At 68.7% G+C, this 17,218-nt stretch carries 15 protein-coding genes and 1 pseudogene; 10 read left to right on the plus strand and 6 right to left on the minus strand.

Features of this window, described 5'->3' with window-relative positions; genetic code table 11:
- From LK10_RS22170 to LK10_RS20695, 3 genes and pseudogenes are all read left to right on the plus strand, one after another.
- A pseudogene (locus tag LK10_RS22170) lies at positions 1–223 on the plus strand (amino acid permease); the annotation flags it as partial.
- A gap of 92 nt (positions 224–315) precedes the next feature.
- The gene (locus LK10_RS02385; RefSeq protein ID WP_231567558.1) at positions 316–810 is read left to right on the plus strand and encodes a GtrA family protein; all 495 of its coding nucleotides are present in this window, start codon (positions 316–318) and stop codon (positions 808–810) included.
- Between the two features lie 36 nt (positions 811–846).
- The gene (locus tag LK10_RS20695) at positions 847–2,505 is read left to right on the plus strand and encodes an HNH endonuclease signature motif containing protein (protein WP_052206852.1); all 1,659 of its coding nucleotides are present in this window, start codon (positions 847–849) and stop codon (positions 2,503–2,505) included.
- 13 nt (positions 2,506–2,518) lie between these two features.
- Here the strand turns inward: LK10_RS20695 and LK10_RS02400 are convergent, their stop codons facing one another.
- From LK10_RS02400 to LK10_RS02425, 6 genes are all read right to left on the minus strand, one after another.
- Positions 2,519–3,676 carry a cysteine desulfurase family protein gene (locus LK10_RS02400; protein WP_043119849.1) on the minus strand — a complete coding sequence of 386 codons (1,158 nt, stop codon included), beginning with the start codon at positions 3,674–3,676 and terminating at the stop codon, positions 2,519–2,521.
- Positions 3,673–4,611: a carboxylating nicotinate-nucleotide diphosphorylase gene (gene nadC, locus LK10_RS02405; RefSeq protein ID WP_052206853.1), complete on the minus strand. Its 939-nt coding sequence runs from the start codon at positions 4,609–4,611 to the stop codon at positions 3,673–3,675. Before nadC ends, LK10_RS02400 begins: the two co-directional genes overlap by 4 nt.
- Complete coding sequence (nadB, locus tag LK10_RS02410) at positions 4,608–6,239, minus strand: L-aspartate oxidase (protein ID WP_052206854.1); 1,632 nt, start codon at positions 6,237–6,239, stop codon at positions 4,608–4,610. Before nadB ends, nadC begins: the two co-directional genes overlap by 4 nt.
- A 2-nt stretch (positions 6,240–6,241) precedes the next feature.
- Positions 6,242–7,552 (minus strand): quinolinate synthase NadA, encoded by a 1,311-nt coding sequence (gene nadA / locus LK10_RS02415; protein ID WP_043119852.1) that lies wholly within the window; start codon positions 7,550–7,552, stop codon positions 6,242–6,244.
- Entirely contained in the window at positions 7,549–8,298 is a 750-nt protein-coding gene (locus LK10_RS02420; protein ID WP_043119853.1) for an NUDIX hydrolase, read from the minus strand. The genes nadA and LK10_RS02420 overlap by 4 nt, the downstream gene beginning before the upstream one ends.
- A gap of 273 nt (positions 8,299–8,571) precedes the next feature.
- Positions 8,572–9,042, minus strand: a complete 471-nt coding sequence (locus LK10_RS02425) for an Lrp/AsnC family transcriptional regulator (RefSeq protein WP_043119854.1) — start codon at positions 9,040–9,042, stop codon at positions 8,572–8,574.
- Positions 9,043–9,406: 364 nt separating this feature from the next.
- On the opposite strand from LK10_RS02425, the gene LK10_RS02430 reads away from it, so the two are divergent.
- The 7 genes from LK10_RS02430 (at position 9,407) to LK10_RS02460 (ending at position 17,191) form a co-directional block, all read left to right on the plus strand.
- Complete coding sequence (locus LK10_RS02430) at positions 9,407–10,705, plus strand: amino acid permease (protein ID WP_231567582.1); 1,299 nt, start codon at positions 9,407–9,409, stop codon at positions 10,703–10,705.
- A gap of 327 nt (positions 10,706–11,032) precedes the next feature.
- The gene (locus LK10_RS02435; protein WP_231567583.1) at positions 11,033–12,028 is read left to right on the plus strand and encodes a thiamine pyrophosphate-dependent enzyme; all 996 of its coding nucleotides are present in this window, start codon (positions 11,033–11,035) and stop codon (positions 12,026–12,028) included.
- The gene (locus LK10_RS02440) at positions 12,021–13,124 is read left to right on the plus strand and encodes an alpha-ketoacid dehydrogenase subunit beta (RefSeq protein ID WP_043119856.1); all 1,104 of its coding nucleotides are present in this window, start codon (positions 12,021–12,023) and stop codon (positions 13,122–13,124) included. Before LK10_RS02435 ends, LK10_RS02440 begins: the two co-directional genes overlap by 8 nt.
- Complete coding sequence (locus tag LK10_RS02445) at positions 13,117–13,449, plus strand: biotin/lipoyl-containing protein (RefSeq protein WP_043119858.1); 333 nt, start codon at positions 13,117–13,119, stop codon at positions 13,447–13,449. The genes LK10_RS02440 and LK10_RS02445 overlap by 8 nt, the downstream gene beginning before the upstream one ends.
- 80 nt (positions 13,450–13,529) lie before the next feature.
- Positions 13,530–14,348, plus strand: a complete 819-nt coding sequence (locus LK10_RS02450; protein WP_043120131.1) for an alpha/beta fold hydrolase — start codon at positions 13,530–13,532, stop codon at positions 14,346–14,348.
- A 615-nt stretch (positions 14,349–14,963) separates the two neighbouring features.
- Positions 14,964–16,481 (plus strand): fumarylacetoacetate hydrolase family protein, encoded by a 1,518-nt coding sequence (locus tag LK10_RS02455; RefSeq protein ID WP_043119859.1) that lies wholly within the window; start codon positions 14,964–14,966, stop codon positions 16,479–16,481.
- On the plus strand, positions 16,478–17,191 hold the full coding sequence (locus tag LK10_RS02460; RefSeq protein WP_043119860.1) for a GntR family transcriptional regulator: 714 nt from the start codon (positions 16,478–16,480) through the stop codon (positions 17,189–17,191). The genes LK10_RS02455 and LK10_RS02460 overlap by 4 nt, the downstream gene beginning before the upstream one ends.
- Positions 17,192–17,218: the final 27 nt, after the last annotated feature.

The following is a 17,218-nucleotide window of genomic DNA, read 5'->3' on the forward strand; positions in this document are numbered from 1 at the left end:
CCCCTACACCGGCTACCTCACCCTGGCCTTCCTCGCCGCCGTCCTCATCATGATCCTCGCCGACTCCCCCTGGACCCTCCTGGCCACCGCCATCGCCATCATCCTCATGGTCGCCGGCTGGTACGCCTGCCGCGACCGCATCCACCAAATCGCCGCCACCCGCAACGGCCACACCGGAACAGCACCCGTCATCGCCAACCGACCCCTGCCTGGCAGGAAGTAGCCAGACGGGAAACCTGAGCGGACATCGCCTTGTCTTGGCCACGCATCGCCGCGACACAGCATGGGCACAGAAGTTGATGGCAAGCTGAAGCAATGACGTCGACACCGCCCACGATGACGGACGGCCCCCGGCCGAACGCCCTCACCGCTTCGCCGCGGTGGGGGCGTGTCCGGGGTGCCGTCCGTCGTCCTGTCGTTCGGCAGCTCGTCCGGTTCACGGGCGTTGGCATCATCTGCACGGCGGCGTCCATGGGCCTCTATGCGGGCCTTCGGTTCCCGATCGGGCCGACGGCTGCGAACGCCACGGCACTCATCGTGACGTCGCTGCTGAATACTGAACTGAATCGCCGGTTCACGTTCCGCATCCATGAGCGCCGGCGTCGCCTCCACGATCACCTCCATGGTCTCGTAGCACTCGTAATCGCCCTCGTCCTCACGAGCGGGAGCCTCTGGGCCCTTCTCTGGGCAGAGCCGAACGCAGGCGTCGTCGAGGAACTATGGACCACCACCCTTGCGGGCTGGGTCGCGACCGCAGCCCGCTTCGTCCTTTTGCGTTACTGGGTCTTCCGCCGCGCGAGGAATGCCTGAGCCAAGAATGTCGGACCCATCCCAGAGACTTGGGACATGGAGATCGGGAGGCGGAGCCAGCGGACGGCGTGGCCGGGCGATCCGGTGGGGCCGGGCGATCCGGTGGGGCCGCGGGGGCCGGGCAATCCGGTGGGGCCGCCGGGTCCGTTGGGCGATGCGGCGGCCGGCCCGGCCGCCGATCCGGTGGCCGATCCCCTGGGGGAAGACGTCTGGGACTTCAGCGCGGACCCGCTCGCCCGCCTTCTAGAGCCGCCCCGCCTCGATCCAGACCTCTTCCGCGGGCCCGAGGACAATGCCGAGTTCGATGCGCTGTGGGAGGCGTCCCTTTCTCCCACCGCCATCATGGCCCGCGCCCGAGCGGAACGTGCTGACGTCCTTGTCGCGGAACTGCAGGAGATCGATGCGGAGGAGGCACGACTTGAGGCCCGCAAAGCCATTGTCCTCGCGGCGCTGACCGCTGCCCTCGGGGGTTCCTCGGAGGACCCGGTCCAGAGACTCGAGGCACCGAGCGTGGCAGCGTCCGAGATGGCAGCTGCGCTGCGGATCTCCCAACGCACGGCGAAAGCCGCTGTGCTCGAAGCCCAAACCATCACAACCCCCTCTTGGGCACCCCTCCTCGACCGCATGGCCGCTGGGGATCTGCCGCGCCGTCGCGCAAACGCCATCCTTGAGGCAGCGGCGCCCGTCCCGCCAGAGGCCCTCGCGGCCTTCGCCGCTCAGGCTGTCGCGATCGCGTGTCCGACGGTGCCGGATGAACTCCCCAGCCAAGGCACTATGCGGCGCCGACTTCGCCGATTGGCTGAAGACTATGCGGGCGAACCTTTGCCGGCCAGAAAGGAAAGAGTGAGGGCTCATCGTCGAGTTGACCTCGAACCAGCCCAGGATGGGATGTGCTGGCTCTCGGCCTACCTCCCTCTTGAAACGGGTGCGGCAATCGATACTCGACTGGAGGCCATTGCCCGATCGCTGCAGAATCCTGGGGAGGGGCGAACGATCAACCAGCTCCGGGCCGATGCGTTCGCGGATCTCCTCAACGATCCCGCCTGTGACCGTACCGTCGGTCGCGCCTCCGATTCGGACCGGAGGAGGGAGAGCCCGCGACCGCATGGACCAGCGGGTGGCGTGCGTACTGAACTCATCGTCACCATTCCGGTAGGTACGCTGTGCGGAAACTCCGATACGCCGGGCGAGATCGTCGGCTACGGGGCGGTCGATCGCGAGGCCGCGCGGCTTCTGGCTTCCGAGGCCGCAACCTGGACGCGACTTTACGTCGACCAAGACACCGGCGCCCCACTAGCGATCGGACGACGGCGCTACACCCCCTCGCTCGCGATGCGGCGCTTCCTTGGCGCGCGTGACCGGACGTGCCGATTCCCGGGGTGCGACAAGCCAGCCGCCGCCACCGAGGCCGACCACACTCAAGAATGGTCCGAGGGCGGAGCCACGGACATACACAACCTCGCACTGCTCTGCCCCGAGCATCACCGGCTCAAGACCTTGGGGCATTGGAAAGTCGCTCAGCTGGGTGGCGACGTGCGCCGAGACGACGGCCGGCGCGACCACGGGCGCGACGACGGGCGGTCTCCTAGGTCTTCCCGAGCAGCGTCGCCTCCACCCGGAACACTGGAATGGACCGCGCCATCCGGTCACCGGTACATCACGTACCCGGAAGGAGACGCACCGCCTCCGTTCTGATCTGGGTTTTCCCTTACCGGTGTGCGATCCCAGTCACCGCAGCGTACGAGTCGCTGAGAGCAAGGGCCGCCGTCTCGAGCTCTTCCGCGGTGATCGTGACTGGGAGCGTGAAGCGGACCGCGGTCTGGGCGGTCTCGGCATCGATACCTAGCGCGAGAAGCACCTGGGAGGGCTCGCTCGAACCGGCTGCGCACGCCGAGCCCGACGAGCAGAGCACTCCTCGACGCTCGAGCTCGAGCAGGACCGACTCGCCGCTGACCCGAGGGAAGCAGAAGGAGGCGCTTCCGGGGAGGCGCCGTTCGGTGTCGCCCGTGACGAGGGCGTCGGGTACGAGCTCGGTGACGCGCTCGACGAACGATCGCCGGAGCCCTGCAAGGCGAGGCGCCGCCGTCGGCCGCTCAGCCTCGGCGAGCCGGAGGGCCGTGGCGAGCGCGACGGCGCCCGCGACGTTCTCCGTGCCCGAGCGCAGCCCGCGTTCCTGCCCACCGCCGTGGACGAGCGGCTCGACAGTCAGCCGGCCTGCGGCGTACAGCACCCCGACGCCCTTGGGCGCGCCGAGTTTGTGGCCGGAGATGCTGAGGGAGTCCACGCCGAGCTCGCGCACGTCGAGCGGGAGCATGCCCGCTGCCTGGACCGCGTCGGTATGGAACGGGACGCGCGCCGCGCGCGCCACGGCGGCCAGCTCGGCGATCGGCTGGACTGTGCCCACCTCGTTGTTCGCATACATGACCGAAACCACGGCAGTCTCCGGGCCTACGACGCCAGCCAGCGCATCCGGCGAGACGCGTCCCACCTCGTCGACAGGCACGACGTCAACCGTGAAGCCATGCAAGCGGGCGAGACTCCGCGCGGACTCAAGAACGGCGGGGTGCTCGATTGCGCTCACGACGATCCGAGTGCGGTTCGGATCAGCCGCGCGTCGTGCGAGGGCGATCCCCTTCACGGCAAGGTTGTCCGCCTCCGTGCCCCCAGAGGTGAAAGTCACCTCGCCCGGGCGGCACCCGAGCACGCGGGCGACGTCGGCGCGCGCCGCCTCGACCGCGGCCCGTGCCCGCTCCCCGAGTTCGTGGTGGCTCGAAGCGTTCCCGAAGTCGCCGGTGAGATAGGGCCACATGGCCTCGAGGACCTCGCGGCGCACGGGAGTCGTGCCAGCGGCGTCGAGGTAGATCACGAAGGGTCTCCCTCCATGGGCGGGGCCGCGTCAAGCACCACGTCAAGACCCAAGTCGAGGTTGACCACCGAATGCGTGAGCGCACCGACCGAGATCACGTCCACTCCTGACGCCGCGATCGCTTCGACCGTCTCGAGGTTCACGCCACCACTCGCCTCCACGATCGCCCGGCCTGCCACGAGCGCGACGCCCTCGCGAAGCTGCTCGGGAGTGAAGTTGTCGAGCATGATGGTGTCCACGCCCGCTGCGAGCACGGACTCGATCTGTTCGATCGCGTCCACCTCAACCTCGAAGTGCGTTGTGTGCCCCAGCCGGTCCCGGGCGGCGCTCAGCACCTCAGTCAGCTTCGCAGGGTCTCCCCCGGTCAGAACAGCCAGGTGGTTGTCCTTGGCCATGACCGCGTCCGAGAGGCTGAAGCGGTGATTCCGGCCGCCGCCGCAGCGCACCGCATAGCGTTCGAGCTCACGGAGGCCGGGGGTCGTCTTGCGCGTATCCACAATCCGAGCCTTCGTCCCCGCCGTCAGCGCCACATAACGGGCGGTGAGGGTAGCGATAGCGCTCATCCGCTGGACGAGGTTCAGCACGACCCGTTCCGCGGTGAGAAGCTCGCGCGCCCGCCCCGAAACGCGGGCGAGGACCGCGCCCGCCTCGAACGCCTCGCCTTCGGCGACGGGCAGCTCGACCCGCACCTGCGAGTCGTGGAGCCGGAAGCCCGCTTCGATGACTGGGCCGCCCGAAAAGACCCCCGGCACTCTGGCTCGGAGTTCGGCGCTGGCGGCCAGCCCTTCCGGGATGAGGACGAGCGAGGTGATGTCGCCATGTGGCGCATCCTCGGCATAGGCGGAGTCGAGGACACGCCGGAGCGCCGTAGGCGAAAGGGGCATCGGCAGTGTCGAGACGAACGGCCGAGCGGCTTGTACGGCGTGCGCTGTCATGAGGCGTTCCTTCCTGCCAGGACAGGCTGGCGTACGACGTCGATCGAGACTTCCACGGCCCCGTCGCGAGAGCGGCGGACGGGGAAGTCGAGCCGGAAATGAGCTCCGACAGACTCCTCGCGTGCAGCTGCCGCCGCAACGAGGAGCTTGCCGGCAAGGATGAGGTTCTCGGTCTCGGGGTCTTCGGAGGAGAGGTTCGCGAGCGCGGCTCTCGCCCGGCCAAGGCCTTCGGCGTCCCGGAGGACCCCCGCATCCCGCTCCATGAGCGCCGCGAGTTCAGGGCGGCTGGTCGCGTGTGAGCGCGGCGCAGCCTCGGCCCCGACCTCGATGGTGAGTGCAGCGCCGGCATTCTGGGCGGGACCCGCCCAGTGACTTGGCTCGGCGCGGAAGTGCTCCACGGCGCGGGCCGCGAACACGACGCCTTCGAGAAGGGAGTTCGAGGCGAGCCGATTCGCGCCGTGGACACCGGTGCACGCGACCTCCCCCGCTGCGTAGAGGCCCGGGATGCTTGTCGCACCGTCAAGGTCGGTGGCCACCCCGCCCATCCAGTAGTGGGCTGCGGGGCCGATCGGAAGGAGATCTCGGCGCCAGTCGTAGCCTGCTGCACGGGTCATCGCGTCAAGGCTCGGGAAGCGCCGCGAGAGGAATCCATTCCCGCGTTCTGCCTCCAGGCCTGTGGCATCCAGATAGGCCTGACCACCTCCGGCCCGGCGGTGGAGGGCGAGCGCCCGGGAAACTGCGTCGCGGGGAGCGAGTTCGCCGAGGGGGTGGTACTCCTCGACGAAACGACTTCCGGAGGCGTCACGGATCACGGCACCCTCGCCGCGAACGGCTTCCGAGATGAGGGACGATCGGAGCGTCCCGTCGTCGGCTCGAAGTTGGAGCGCCGTCGGGTGGAACTGATAGAACTCGAGGTCACGCAGCAGTGCGCCCGCGCGGAAGGCGAGCGCCACGCCGTCGCCCGTCGCCACGCTGGGATTCGTGGTCTGGGCGAAGAGCTGCCCGGCGCCTCCCGTGGCGAGCAGAACCGCGTTGGCGCCCACCCGGCGTCGTGCGCCGGTCCCGCAGACGTACTCGACGCCGGCGACGGCCCCTGAGTCGAGCAGGATCTCGGTCGCCAGCGCGCCTTCGAGGATCTCGACGCGGCCCTCGGACTCGAGCCCACGCACCCGCGAGATAAGCGCGCGCGTAATGCCGGCGCCGCTCGCGTCCCCGCCAGCGTGGAGGATGCGCGGGAACGAGTGGGCGGCCTCGAGGCCGAGGAGCAGCCGGCCGTCAGGGCCGCGGTCGAATGCGACGCCGTGGGCAAGAAGGCTCTCCACCACACTCGCGGCGCGCCGGCACATGACCTCCACGGCAGCCCGCGTCCCCAGCTGGGCTCCAGCTGACATCGTGTCCGCCACATGGCGTTCGATGCTGTCTCCCGGCGCGTGCTGGCCTCCGGGCAGGACGGCGGAAAAGCCGCCCTGGGCGAGCATGCTGTTGCTATCCGCAAGCGTGGCCTTCGTGAGAAGAACGACGTCGGCCCCCGCCTCCGCCGCGGAGATCGCGGCGAAGAGCCCTGCGGCGCCGCTGCCGACGACTGCCAGCCGGCGTCCACTCGGCCGGCCGAGGCTCACTGCGGGCATGCTCACGGCCGCGCCGCCAGCATCCGCTCGAGCGCCACCCGTGCCGGCCCCGCGACGTCCTCCGAAACCTCGATGCGGTTGCGGACCTCGCCCTCGACGAGCCCCTCGAGGACCCACGCGAGATAGCCGGGGTGGATGCGGTACATCGTCGAGCACGGGCAGATGACCGGGTCGAGGCAGAAGATGGTGTGCTGCGGATATTCGGCGGCGAGTCGGTTCACGAGGTTGACCTCGGTGCCGATCGCGAAGACGGTCGGCTCCGTAGCGGCCGCGATCGCCTTGCGGATGTAGTCGGTGGAACCGTACTCGTCGGCCGCATCGACGACCTCCATCGGGCACTCGGGGTGGACTATGACGCGAACCCCCGGGTAGTCGGCGCGAGCCTTCTCGATCTGCGCCACGTTGAAGCGCCGGTGGACCGAGCAGAAGCCGTGCCACAGGATGACCCGCGAGTCGCGCAGCGTCTCCGGGCTCGTGCCGCCCCACGGCTTGCGCGGGCTCCACATCGGCATCTGCTCGAGCGGGACGCCCATGGCCTTGGCCGTGTTGCGCCCGAGGTGCTGGTCCGGGAAGAAGAGGACGCGCTGGCCACGCTCGAATGCCCACTCGAGAACGGTCGCAGCATTCGAGGACGTGCAAACGATGCCACCGTGCTCGCCGCAGAAGCCCTTGAGCGCGGCGGAGGAGTTCATGTAGGTCACGGGAATGACGGGCACGCGGCCGTCCGCGTCGGGCTCCGTGCCGAACAGGTCTTCAAGCTGGTCCCAGCATTCCTGGACCGAGTCGATGTCTGCCATGTCCGCCATCGAGCAGCCCGCAGCGAGGTTGGGCAGGATCACGGCCTGGTCATCGCGCGAGAGGATGTCCGCGGTCTCGGCCATGAAGTGGACGCCGCAGAACACGATGGCCTCGGCGTCGGGGCGCGTGAGGGCGGCGTTTGCGAGCTGGAAGGAATCGCCCACGAAGTCCGCGTGCTCCACGACTTCGTCCCGCTGATAGAAGTGGCCGAGCACGACGACGCGCTCGCCGAGGGTCTTCTTCGCCGCGCGAATGCGGGCGTGCAGCTCGTCCTTGCTCGCGTCCTTGTACTCCTGCGGGAGCTGGCCCTGGCGCGGGGTCGACGCCGGAGCGACGTCCCCGCTCGACGCTCCCGGCCCGTAGGCGGGCATCCCGCGCAGGGCCTCGGCGGCGTCGAACTCCCACGGGCCCTTGGAGAGGTCGGCGCTGCAGGTGCCCGTCGCCGGCGCCTCCTTGGACAGCCGCTCCGCTTCCGCGCGGGTGATGAGGTCGATGGCGGTTGCGACGGACGTCATGTCGTGCTCCTTTGGGCAGGGCCGGTGTAGCGGTAGAGGCGGGGAGGGCGGTGTTTCCCACCCTCGAGGAACTGGTCTGTCGGCTCGATCTGTGGGACGGATTTGAGCTGCCGGCGGAAGTTCGCCGGATCGAGGGGCCGGCCGAGGACTGCCTCGTAGACCTCCCGGAGCTGGGCGAGGGTGAACGTCTCGCCGAGGAAGTGGTAAGCGATCTGGGCGTACTCGAGCTTGCTGCGCAGCCGCCACAGCGCGTAGTCGATGATCTCCCGGTGGTCGAACGCGAGGCCGCCCTCGCCGTCGCCCGCAGTGTCCGCGCGATGCCACGCAACGTTCTCTGCCTCGGCCTCGCCCTCGACGAGGAGCTCAGCCTCCGTGGGCCGCACGAGTGCCCAGTACACAATCGAGACCACCCGTTGGCTGCCTTGGCCGGGCCGGTGCGCCCGGTTGAGGCCGCCGAACGCGTACAGCTGCTCGAGGTATTCGGGGGCGAGTCCGGTGGTTTCGCGCAGGTTGCGGCGGGCCGCGTCCTCAAGCGACTCCGTCGCGGCGAGGGGGCCGCCAGGGAGGGCCCATTGGCCTTTGAACGGTTCCTTCACCCGCCGGACGAGGGGGAGCCAGAGCGTCGGCTTCCCGACGTCCCGGCTCGGCTTGAGCGCGAAGATGACGGTCGAGATGGCCAACGACGGCGGAAGCTGGGCACGCTCGGAGACGTTCGCGCCGAAGGGACCGGCAAAGAGGGTGCTCACTTGCGGGCCTCCTTCGTAGTGACTTGCGATTGAACTCCGACGGCTGCTGACTTCAACTTCAGTTAAAGTCGATCTGACCCTAAGTCAGGATACGCCTCCTTGCCCGTCTGCGGCAAAAGTGACGGACCGCCGTCGTCCGTTTCGGGTACGCGAACTGCCGCCCTGAGGCGTTTCGGGTACGGATAGTTCTGGTGAAACGGACTGCAGCAAGGCGGAGGCGGGAGTTGGCGTACCCGAAACGGATGTGAGCGGGAGTTGGCGTACCCGAAACGGTCAGGGGCGGGCCGCTGCTTCGAGCAGCGGGAGGGTACGGCCTTCGAAGTGGGTGTTGAGCGCGATGACGCTCGAGGACCGGACCACGGCCTTCGTGGCCATGATGATGTCGAGGACCCGCTGCAGGTCGGAGTTGGAACGAGCCGCGACGCGCGCCATGAGGTCGCTGTCCCCCGACACGGTGTGGACTTCGATGACCTCAGGGATCGCGGCGAGTGCCTTGGAGACAGCATCGTGCCCGAGGTCCTGGTTGATGGTCAGGAAGCAGAAGGCCACGACGGGGAAGCCAAACGCGCGCGGCTCAGGCTGGGGAACCCACTGGGCAATGACGCCGTTGGCAATCATCCGGTCGAGGCGGGCCTGCACCGTCGCCCGGGCGACTTTGAGGATGCGCGAGGCCTCAAGGACAGACATGCGCTGCTCCTCGGTGAAGAGCCGGACGATCTTCGCATCAAGCTCGTCGACCCGCATCAGTGACCTCCCATTCCCAGACCTGCGCGGCGCGGGCCTATAGCGATGGTACAGATTGATGGATCAATTTTCCTTTATTGCGCATACTGCTCAGAGCAGGGGCTCTTCTGAACCCTGATGTCAGCAGACTGCCCAGCCCCGTGATGCGCACCACACAAGCGCGAAAAATCGGGCTATTCTCGTCACCGTCCCCTGGCGCCGGCACACCCCGCTGGAGCCATCGAAGAACCAAAGAGGGTCAATGACACCTATGCAGACTGCAGATTCGACAGTTGGCAACAAAGAATCAACAGCGGGCACCCGGCAGGCGAATCCGACGACGACGTCGACGCTCGGGGCCGCCCTCAAGCCCAGACAGCTCACCATGATGGGTCTCGGCAGCGCCATCGGCGCCGGGCTCTTCATCGGCTCCGGCGCCGGAATCCAGGCCGCGGGCCCGGCCGTCCTGATCTCCTACCTCGTCGCCGGCGGCCTCATCATCCTCGTCATGTGGGCGCTCGGGGAGATGGCCGCAGCGAACCCGAACAGCGGCGCGTTCTCCGTCTACACCGCGCGGGCGCTCGGCCCGGTGTCCGGGGCCACCGTCGGTTGGCTGTGGTGGCTGCAGCTCGTCGTCGTCATCGCGGCGGAAGCCCTCGGCGCGGCGGGCCTGCTCGCGAGTGTCTTCCCCGCGTTGCCCGTGTGGCTCATGGCCCTCCTGTTCATTGCCGCTCTCACGGCCGTCAACCTGACCCGCGTGCGCAACTTCGGCGAGTTCGAATTCTGGTTCGCACTCCTCAAGGTCGCCGCAATCGTCGGCTTCCTCGTGATCGGCGTCGCGCTCCTCTTCGGGTGGATCCCGGGAGCCCACTCCCCCGGCTTCACCAACTTCGGCAGCTTCGCACCGCACGGCTTCGAGGGGATTGCGACGGCGCTGTTCGTTGTCGCCTTCGCATTCGGCGGCACTGAGATCGTCTCGGTCGCGGCGGCCGAGACCCGGGACCCGGCCCGCAGCGTCGGCAAGGCAGTCCGCACGGTCGTATGGCGGATCCTCGTGTTCTACATCGGCTCGATCTTCATCATCGCCGCTGTCATCCCCGCGAGCTCGGATGCCCTCAAGAGCCCGTTCGCAGGCGTCCTCGACGCGGCCGGAATGCCAGGCGCCGCGACCGCGATCACGCTGGTCGCCGTCGTCGCGCTCCTTTCGGCCCTCAACGCGAACCTGTACGGCGCATCCCGCATGGTGTTCTCCCTCGCCGAGCGCGGCGAGGCACCGCGCGCGCTCAAGTCCCTCACGAGTTCGAAGGTCCCCGCGGTGGCGGTGCTCGCGAGTGTCACGTTCGGCGTGGTCGCAACCGTGCTCGAGCTGATCTTCCCCGACCGCGTGCTTCCGGTGCTGCTCAACATCGTGGGTTCGACGTGCCTCATGGTGTGGGGCTCCGCCCTCGTCTCGCAGCTCGTCCTCCGGCGCCGGGCCGACCGCGACGGCCTCGAGCTGCCGCTGCGCATGGCCGGGTTCCCGTGGCTGACCTCGCTCGGCCTCGTCCTGCTCGCGGCAATCTTCGCGGTCGGGCTCGTCGGTGACGACTCGCGGCCGCAGCTGCTGAGCACGTTTGCGCTCGTCGTCGTGCTCGCCGCAGCGAGCGCCCTCCGGCGGCGGCGGGCGACCGCGCCGGCCGCCTAGCCACCCCCTCGAACCGCCCCGGTTTTCGGACAATTGCCCCGGCGCAAAGCGCGTGGGGAACTCCGGAAGCCGGGGCGCTTCTGTCAGTAGGCACTCTGATTCGTGATGCAGGCCACAAGGGGCCCGGATCGTCCAGTTTGTATAGATATCAGAGCAGCTGTTGCACAGTGTGCTGAGTAAACCTACGGTCTTGCTATGCAGACTTCAGGACAAAGCACGACGGCGCACGGGCGGGCAGGACTCGCTGACGCGCCCCGGCCACCGCTCTCCGACCTTCCCTCTGTCGAACCCGTCACCGGAAGCGACCTCGTGGAGCTCTACCGGCTGATGACCGCCGTCCGCCACCTCGACCTCGCCGCCATCTCGTGGCAGCGCCAGGGCATCGTGCCGGCGTACGCCCCCGAGCTGGGGCAGGAGGCTGCACAGGTCGGTTCGGCCCTCGCCGTGGATCCGAAGCGGGACTTCGTGTTCCCCACGTACCGAGAACTCGGCGTCGCACGGGCGTGCGGTGTGGACATGGTGGAGTACATGTCAACGCACAAGGCGACGTGGCACGGCGGCCTCTGGAACCCGGCGGAGACTCACGTCGCGCCGATCCAAGCCGTCGTCGCAGGATCGGTGCTCCACGCCGTCGGCTGGGCGCATGGGCAGACCCTCGAAGCCCACGGCGAATTGCCGGCCGAGGGGTACAACGTCGCGATCACGTATCTCGGGGACGGCGCCTCGAGTCAGGGCGATGTGCACGAGGCCATGAACTTCGCCGCCATCTTCAAGGCTCCCGTGGTCTTCTTCGTGCAGAACAATGGCTGGGCCATCTCGGTGCCCACTGAGAGGCAGGTCGCGGGCGGCAGCGTGGCCGCCCGGGGGGCCGGCTACGGGATCCCGGCCATTCAAGTCGACGGGAACGATGCGGCCGCCGTCCTGACCGCCACACGCAGGGCCGTCGCCCACGCGCGAGCCGGGCAGGGCCCCGCGATCGTCGAGGCCATGACCTACCGCCGCGGCCCGCACGCGACCTCCGACGACCCCGGCCGCTACCGTTCGCTCGAGGACGAGCGTCTGGATGCGGGTGCAGACCCGGTCGCCCGGCTGCGGGAACGGTTTGTGGCCGAGGGCATCGCCGACGCGGCTGCACTCAACGAGGCCGACGATGCCGCAGCGGCCGAGGCGGAGCGCGTCCGAAGAGGCGTCCTCGCACTCGGCGGCCGCCCTGGGGCGGAGATGTTCGACTTGGTCTTCCAAGAACCCACCGACGAACTGCTGCGGCAGAAGGCCAACTGGCAGGCAGAGACCGAATGGCACGAGGAGTCCGAGCATGCATGAGACCCTGACGGCACCCAAAGCCGAACCGGAGACGAGAATGGCACAGGTCCCGGCTCAGCTCGAGCTCTCTCTTCAGGGCGCGCTGAATCTCGCCCTCGACGAGATCCTCGCAGAGGATCCGAAGGCCCTCGTGCTCGGCGAGGACGTCGGCACGCTCGGGGGCGTGTTCCGAGTCACCTCGGGGCTGGCCGCGAAGCACGGCGCCGAGCGCGTCTTCGACACCCCACTCGCGGAGTCCGGGATCCTCGGCATGTCGATCGGGCTCGCGATGGCCGGATTCCATCCCATCCCCGAGGTCCAGTTCGACGGCTTCGCCTACCCGGCCGTGAACCAGATCGTGTGCCAGCTCGGCCGCATGAACTACCGCAGCCGCGGGACGCTGCCTATGCCCGTGACGCTCCGGGTTCCGAGCTTCGGGGGCATCCGCGCCCCCGAGCACCACGGCGAGAGCCTTGAGGCGCTCTTCGCCCACGTTCCGGGACTCAAGGTCGTCTCCCCCTCTGATCCGCAGCAGGGCTATTCGCTGCTCAAGGCCGCGACGCGCATGCCCGACCCGGTCATCTTCATGGAGCCCAAGTCCCGTTACTGGCAGAAAGGCCAGGTCGTGCTTGAGGGCTCGGGCGCGGCTGGCACCGCCCGAGGTGGGGCGGCGAACGACGGCGGAGGGTCGCCGTCGTCGTCCGATCTCACCGGGGCACGGATCGCCCGGGCCGGCCGGCACCTCACGCTTGTTGCCTGGGGCGCCATGGTTGCCCGCTGCCTTCAGGTCGCAGAGCTCGCCGCCGAGGACGGGATCGACGTCGAGGTTCTGGACCTGCGCTGGCTCAAGCCCATCGACGCCGAAGCCCTCGCGACGTCCGTGGGGAAGACGCGCCGCGCCGTCGTCGTCCATGAGGCCCCCCGAACCTCGGGGCTCGGAGGCGAGGTGGCCCAGATCATCACCGAGCGCTGCTTCGCGACCCTCAAGGCACCCGTTGAGCGCGTCACGGGGTTCGACGTACCGTATCCCTCAGGCGACCTGGAGGACGAGTACATCCCGAACATCGACCGCATCCTGTTCGGAATCCAACGAGTATTGGAGTACAAGCGTGGCTGAGATCCCCTTCCCCCTCCCCGACCTAGGAGAAGGCCTCATCGAGGCCACCGTCCTCGAATGGCTCGTCGCCGAGGGCGAGCAGGTCGAGCGGAACCAGCCGCTCGTCGAGGTCGAGACCACGAAGTCCGCGCTCGAACTCCCTTCGCCGCAATCCGGCAAGGTGCTCAAGGTCCACGGTGCCCCGGGCGACGTGATCAAAGTGGGCGAGCCCCTCATCGTCTTCGAAGTCCCGGATGACACCGCCGGGATCGTCGGGACGGTGCCCAGCGACGAGGCCCCGAAACGGCGGCGCGTCCGGCTCAACGCGAACCTCGACGAAGACTGAGCGGTCCAGAATTGGTGGACCTGGGGCTGGTGGACCTGGGGCTGGTGGATCTGGGACCCGAGGAAGAAGGACTGATGACGATGGCGACGGGTCGGCATGCGGGGGCTTCGGCACAGCACACGGTCGAGGGGACGGACCCGGGCCTCAACGTCCAGACGTTCGAACCCGATACGGCGGCGGCCTTGCCGCCCGTCCTGCTGATCCACGGCTTCGCGTCCTCCGTCGCGCTCAACTGGGAGCAGAGCGGCTGGATCTCCGCGCTGCTTGCGGCGGGGCGTCGCGTCATCGCCGTCGACCTTCCCGGCCATGGCCTGAGCGCCGCGCCCGAGGATGTGGACTCCTACTCGCCGAGCCGGATCCGCGCCGACCTCCTGCAGATCGCAACCGACGCCGGCGCGCGCCCGCTCGCCGCGGGCCATCCCGACAGCGGGCTTGACCTCATCGGCTACTCGCTCGGCTCCCGGCTCGCGTGGGAGTTCGGAGCGACGCAGCCGGCGCTCGTGCGCCGACTCGTGCTGGGCGGCCCGAGTGGCCGAGACCCCCTCGCCGAATTCGACCTCGCTGCGGCGCAGCGGTTCCTCGCTGACGGAACGCCCATCGAGGACGAATCCACGGCTGCGCTCGTGACCATGGCCCTGGCCTCGCCCGGTTCCGACATGTACGCGCTCCTCTCACTTGTGGAAGCCATCAAGGAGGAGCCGTTCGATGCCGCAGAGGCGGTTCCCCGGCAGCCGATCCTCATTGCCGCTGGCGAGAAGGACGAACGGGCCGCCGGAATCGAGGCGCTCCAAAGCCTCGTGCCTCAGGCGCAGGTCGTGCTGATCCCCGGCCGGAATCACGTCAACGCGGTGACGGCACGGGCGTTCAAGCAGGCGGCGATCGACTTCCTCTCTCAATGAAGGGTGACCAACGGAATGAAGGGTGACCAACGGACGACGACGGCGCCCCGCCTTCCCCTCCAACCGTCACCTCCCGACGGTGCCGGGCCATCCAAGGGTCACGTAACGACGGTAAGCCGCCGTCCAGGGGTCACGTAACGACGGTGCCCACCGTCGTTAGGTGACCAACGAACGGGGGCGCACCGTCGTTAGGTGACCAATGAACGACGACGGCGCCCCGCCTTCCCCTCCAACCGTCACCTCCCGACGGTGCCCACCGTCGTTAGGTGACCAATGAACGACGACGGCGCCCCGCCTTCCCCTCCAACCGTCACCTCCCGACGGTGCGACCTCGTCCAAGCGTCACCCAACCGTCGTTAGGTGACCAACAAACGGGCCCGCACCGTCGCTAGGTGACCAACGAACGGGCCCGCACCGTCGCTAGGTGACCAACGAACGGGGGGGCACCGTCGTTAGGTGGCCAACGGACGGGGGCGGGGCTGGGGGTTGACGAGGCGCTTGTTCCGAGGCACACTGGATCGTATACGATGATCGTATACGATCCAGTTCGGGTTAAGCCGAGAGGCCGAAGGGCCAGAGCTTCGCCGGGACTGCCAACTCGAGGGAGAGGGAACAGTGGAACAACGCGACCGCTTGGGCCAGGACACGATCGACGCCGCCGGCAAGGTCATCGCGGTACACCTCAACTACCCGAGTCGAGCAGCGCAACGCGGCCGCACTCCTGAGGTCCCCTCCTACTTCCTCAAGCCGGCCACCTCGCTCGCCCTCTCCGGTGCCGAACTCGAGCGCCCTCAGGACGTCGAACTCTTCACCTTCGAGGGCGAAGTCGCACTCATCATGGGCGGCCGTGCACGGAACGTCGGCATCGACGAAGCGTGGCAGCACGTCGGCTGGGTGACGGCCGCGAACGACGCCGGGCTCGCCGACCTCCGCTGGCCGGACAAGGGCTCCAACCTCCGCTCGAAGGGCGCCGACGGCATCGCCCCGATCGGCCCCACCCTCCTCCCCGCGCAGGAACTCGACCCCACGAACCTCCGCGTCCGCACCTGGCGCAACGGCGAGCTCATCCAAGAGGACTCGACTTCGACGCTGATCTTCCCGTTCGCCCAGCTCGTAGCGGACCTTTCACGGCTCATGACCCTCCACCCGGGCGACATCATCCTCACCGGCACGCCGGCAGGGGCAACGGTCGCTCAGCCTGGCGACGTCCTCGAGGTCGAGGTGGACGGCACGGCCCTAGATGGCACGCCCGTCAGCACGGGGCGCCTCTCGAACAAGGTCGTCCAGTCGGACTTGGTCCTCTCCCCCCTCGGTGCCCTGCCGAAGGTGAACGACGCCGAACGCATCGATGCGTGGGGCTCGGCCGAAGCGGCGGGGATCGCGGCGAGCGATGGGCAGGCAAGCGACGACCGGCCGGCAAGCGTCCTCACGCCCGAGCTCGAAGCCACGCTCCGGTCCGTCGGCACCGCGACGCTGAGCGTCCAGCTCCGCAAGCGCGGAATGCAGAACTGCCACATCGAGGGCCTCATCCCCACGAAGCCGGGCGCGAAGATCGTCGGCGTCGCCCGCACGCTCCGCTACATCCCGGCCCGGGAAGACCTGTTCAAGACGCACGGCGGCGGCTACAACGCGCAGAAGCGCGCGGTGGACTCCCTCCGCCCGGGCGACATCCTCGTCATGGAGGCCCGGGGCGAAAAGGGCTCGGGCACGCTCGGCGACGTCCTCGCCCTCCGCGCCCAGGTCCTCGGCGCCGAGGCCATCATCACAGACGGCGGCATTCGCGACTTCGGCCCCGTCTCCGGCATGGACATCCCCGCCTGGGGCTCGAGCGCCCATCCCGCGGTCCTCGGACGGAAGCACGTTCCGTGGGCCGTCGACGAGACGATCGCCTGCGGCGGCGCTGCTGTGCAGCCGGGCGACGTCATCGTGGGCGACGAGGACGGCCTCGTCGTGATCCCTCCGCAGCTCGTGGAGGAGGTCGCGAACGACGCCGCAACCCAGGAGCGCGAAGAGGCGTGGGTCGCCGAGCGGGTCGCCGAGGGCAATCCCGTGAACGGGCTGTTCCCGATGAACGCCGAATGGCGGGCGCGGTATGAGGCTGATGCTTCCAGCACCGCGGGGCGCACGTCATGAGTGCGCCGGCCGGAGCGACCACCGCTGCATCCCCAACTCTGAGCAAGTCCCAGCTCGCCTATGAGTGGCTCCACGAGAGGATCGTCTCGGGGCGGCTCGGACCCGGATCCCGCCTTGTGCTCTCACAGGTCGCGACCGAGCTCGACATCTCGGTTGTGCCCGTGCGCGAGGCGGTTCGCCGGCTCGAGGCCGAGGGCCTCGTCACGTTCGAGAAGAACGTCGGGGCGACCGTGGCCGGCATCGACCCAGTGGAGTACCTGTACACGATGCAGACCCTGAGTCTCGTGGAAGGCGCGGCAACCGCGCTGTCCGCACCCGCCGTCGGCCGTTCCGACCTCGACGCCGCCCGCGAAGTCAACGGGCAGATGCAGGCGATGCTCGTCGACTTCCCCGAGCGCTTCGACCCGGTCAAGTTCACGCAGCTCAACCATGACTTCCACAGCGTGCTGTTCGAACACTGCCCGAACCCGCACATCCTGGACCTCGTGCACCGCGGATGGAACCGGCTGACGGCCCTCCGCGGCTCGACGTTCAGCTTCGTCCCTGAACGCGCAGGCGAGTCGGTCGCCGAACACGAGGAGCTCCTGCAGCTCATCGAGAACGGCGCACCGACCGCGGAGATCGAACTCGCCGCCCGCCGGCACCGCTCGGCGACCCTCGAGGCGTACCTGGACCGCACCGACGCCCACCCGGGCTTCCCAATCCTCTAAAGCACTCCCCTCTTAAGGAGCCAATCC

Source organism: Sinomonas humi (genome assembly GCF_000802235.1).
GTDB classification, from domain to species: Bacteria; Actinomycetota; Actinomycetes; order Actinomycetales; family Micrococcaceae; genus Sinomonas; species Sinomonas humi.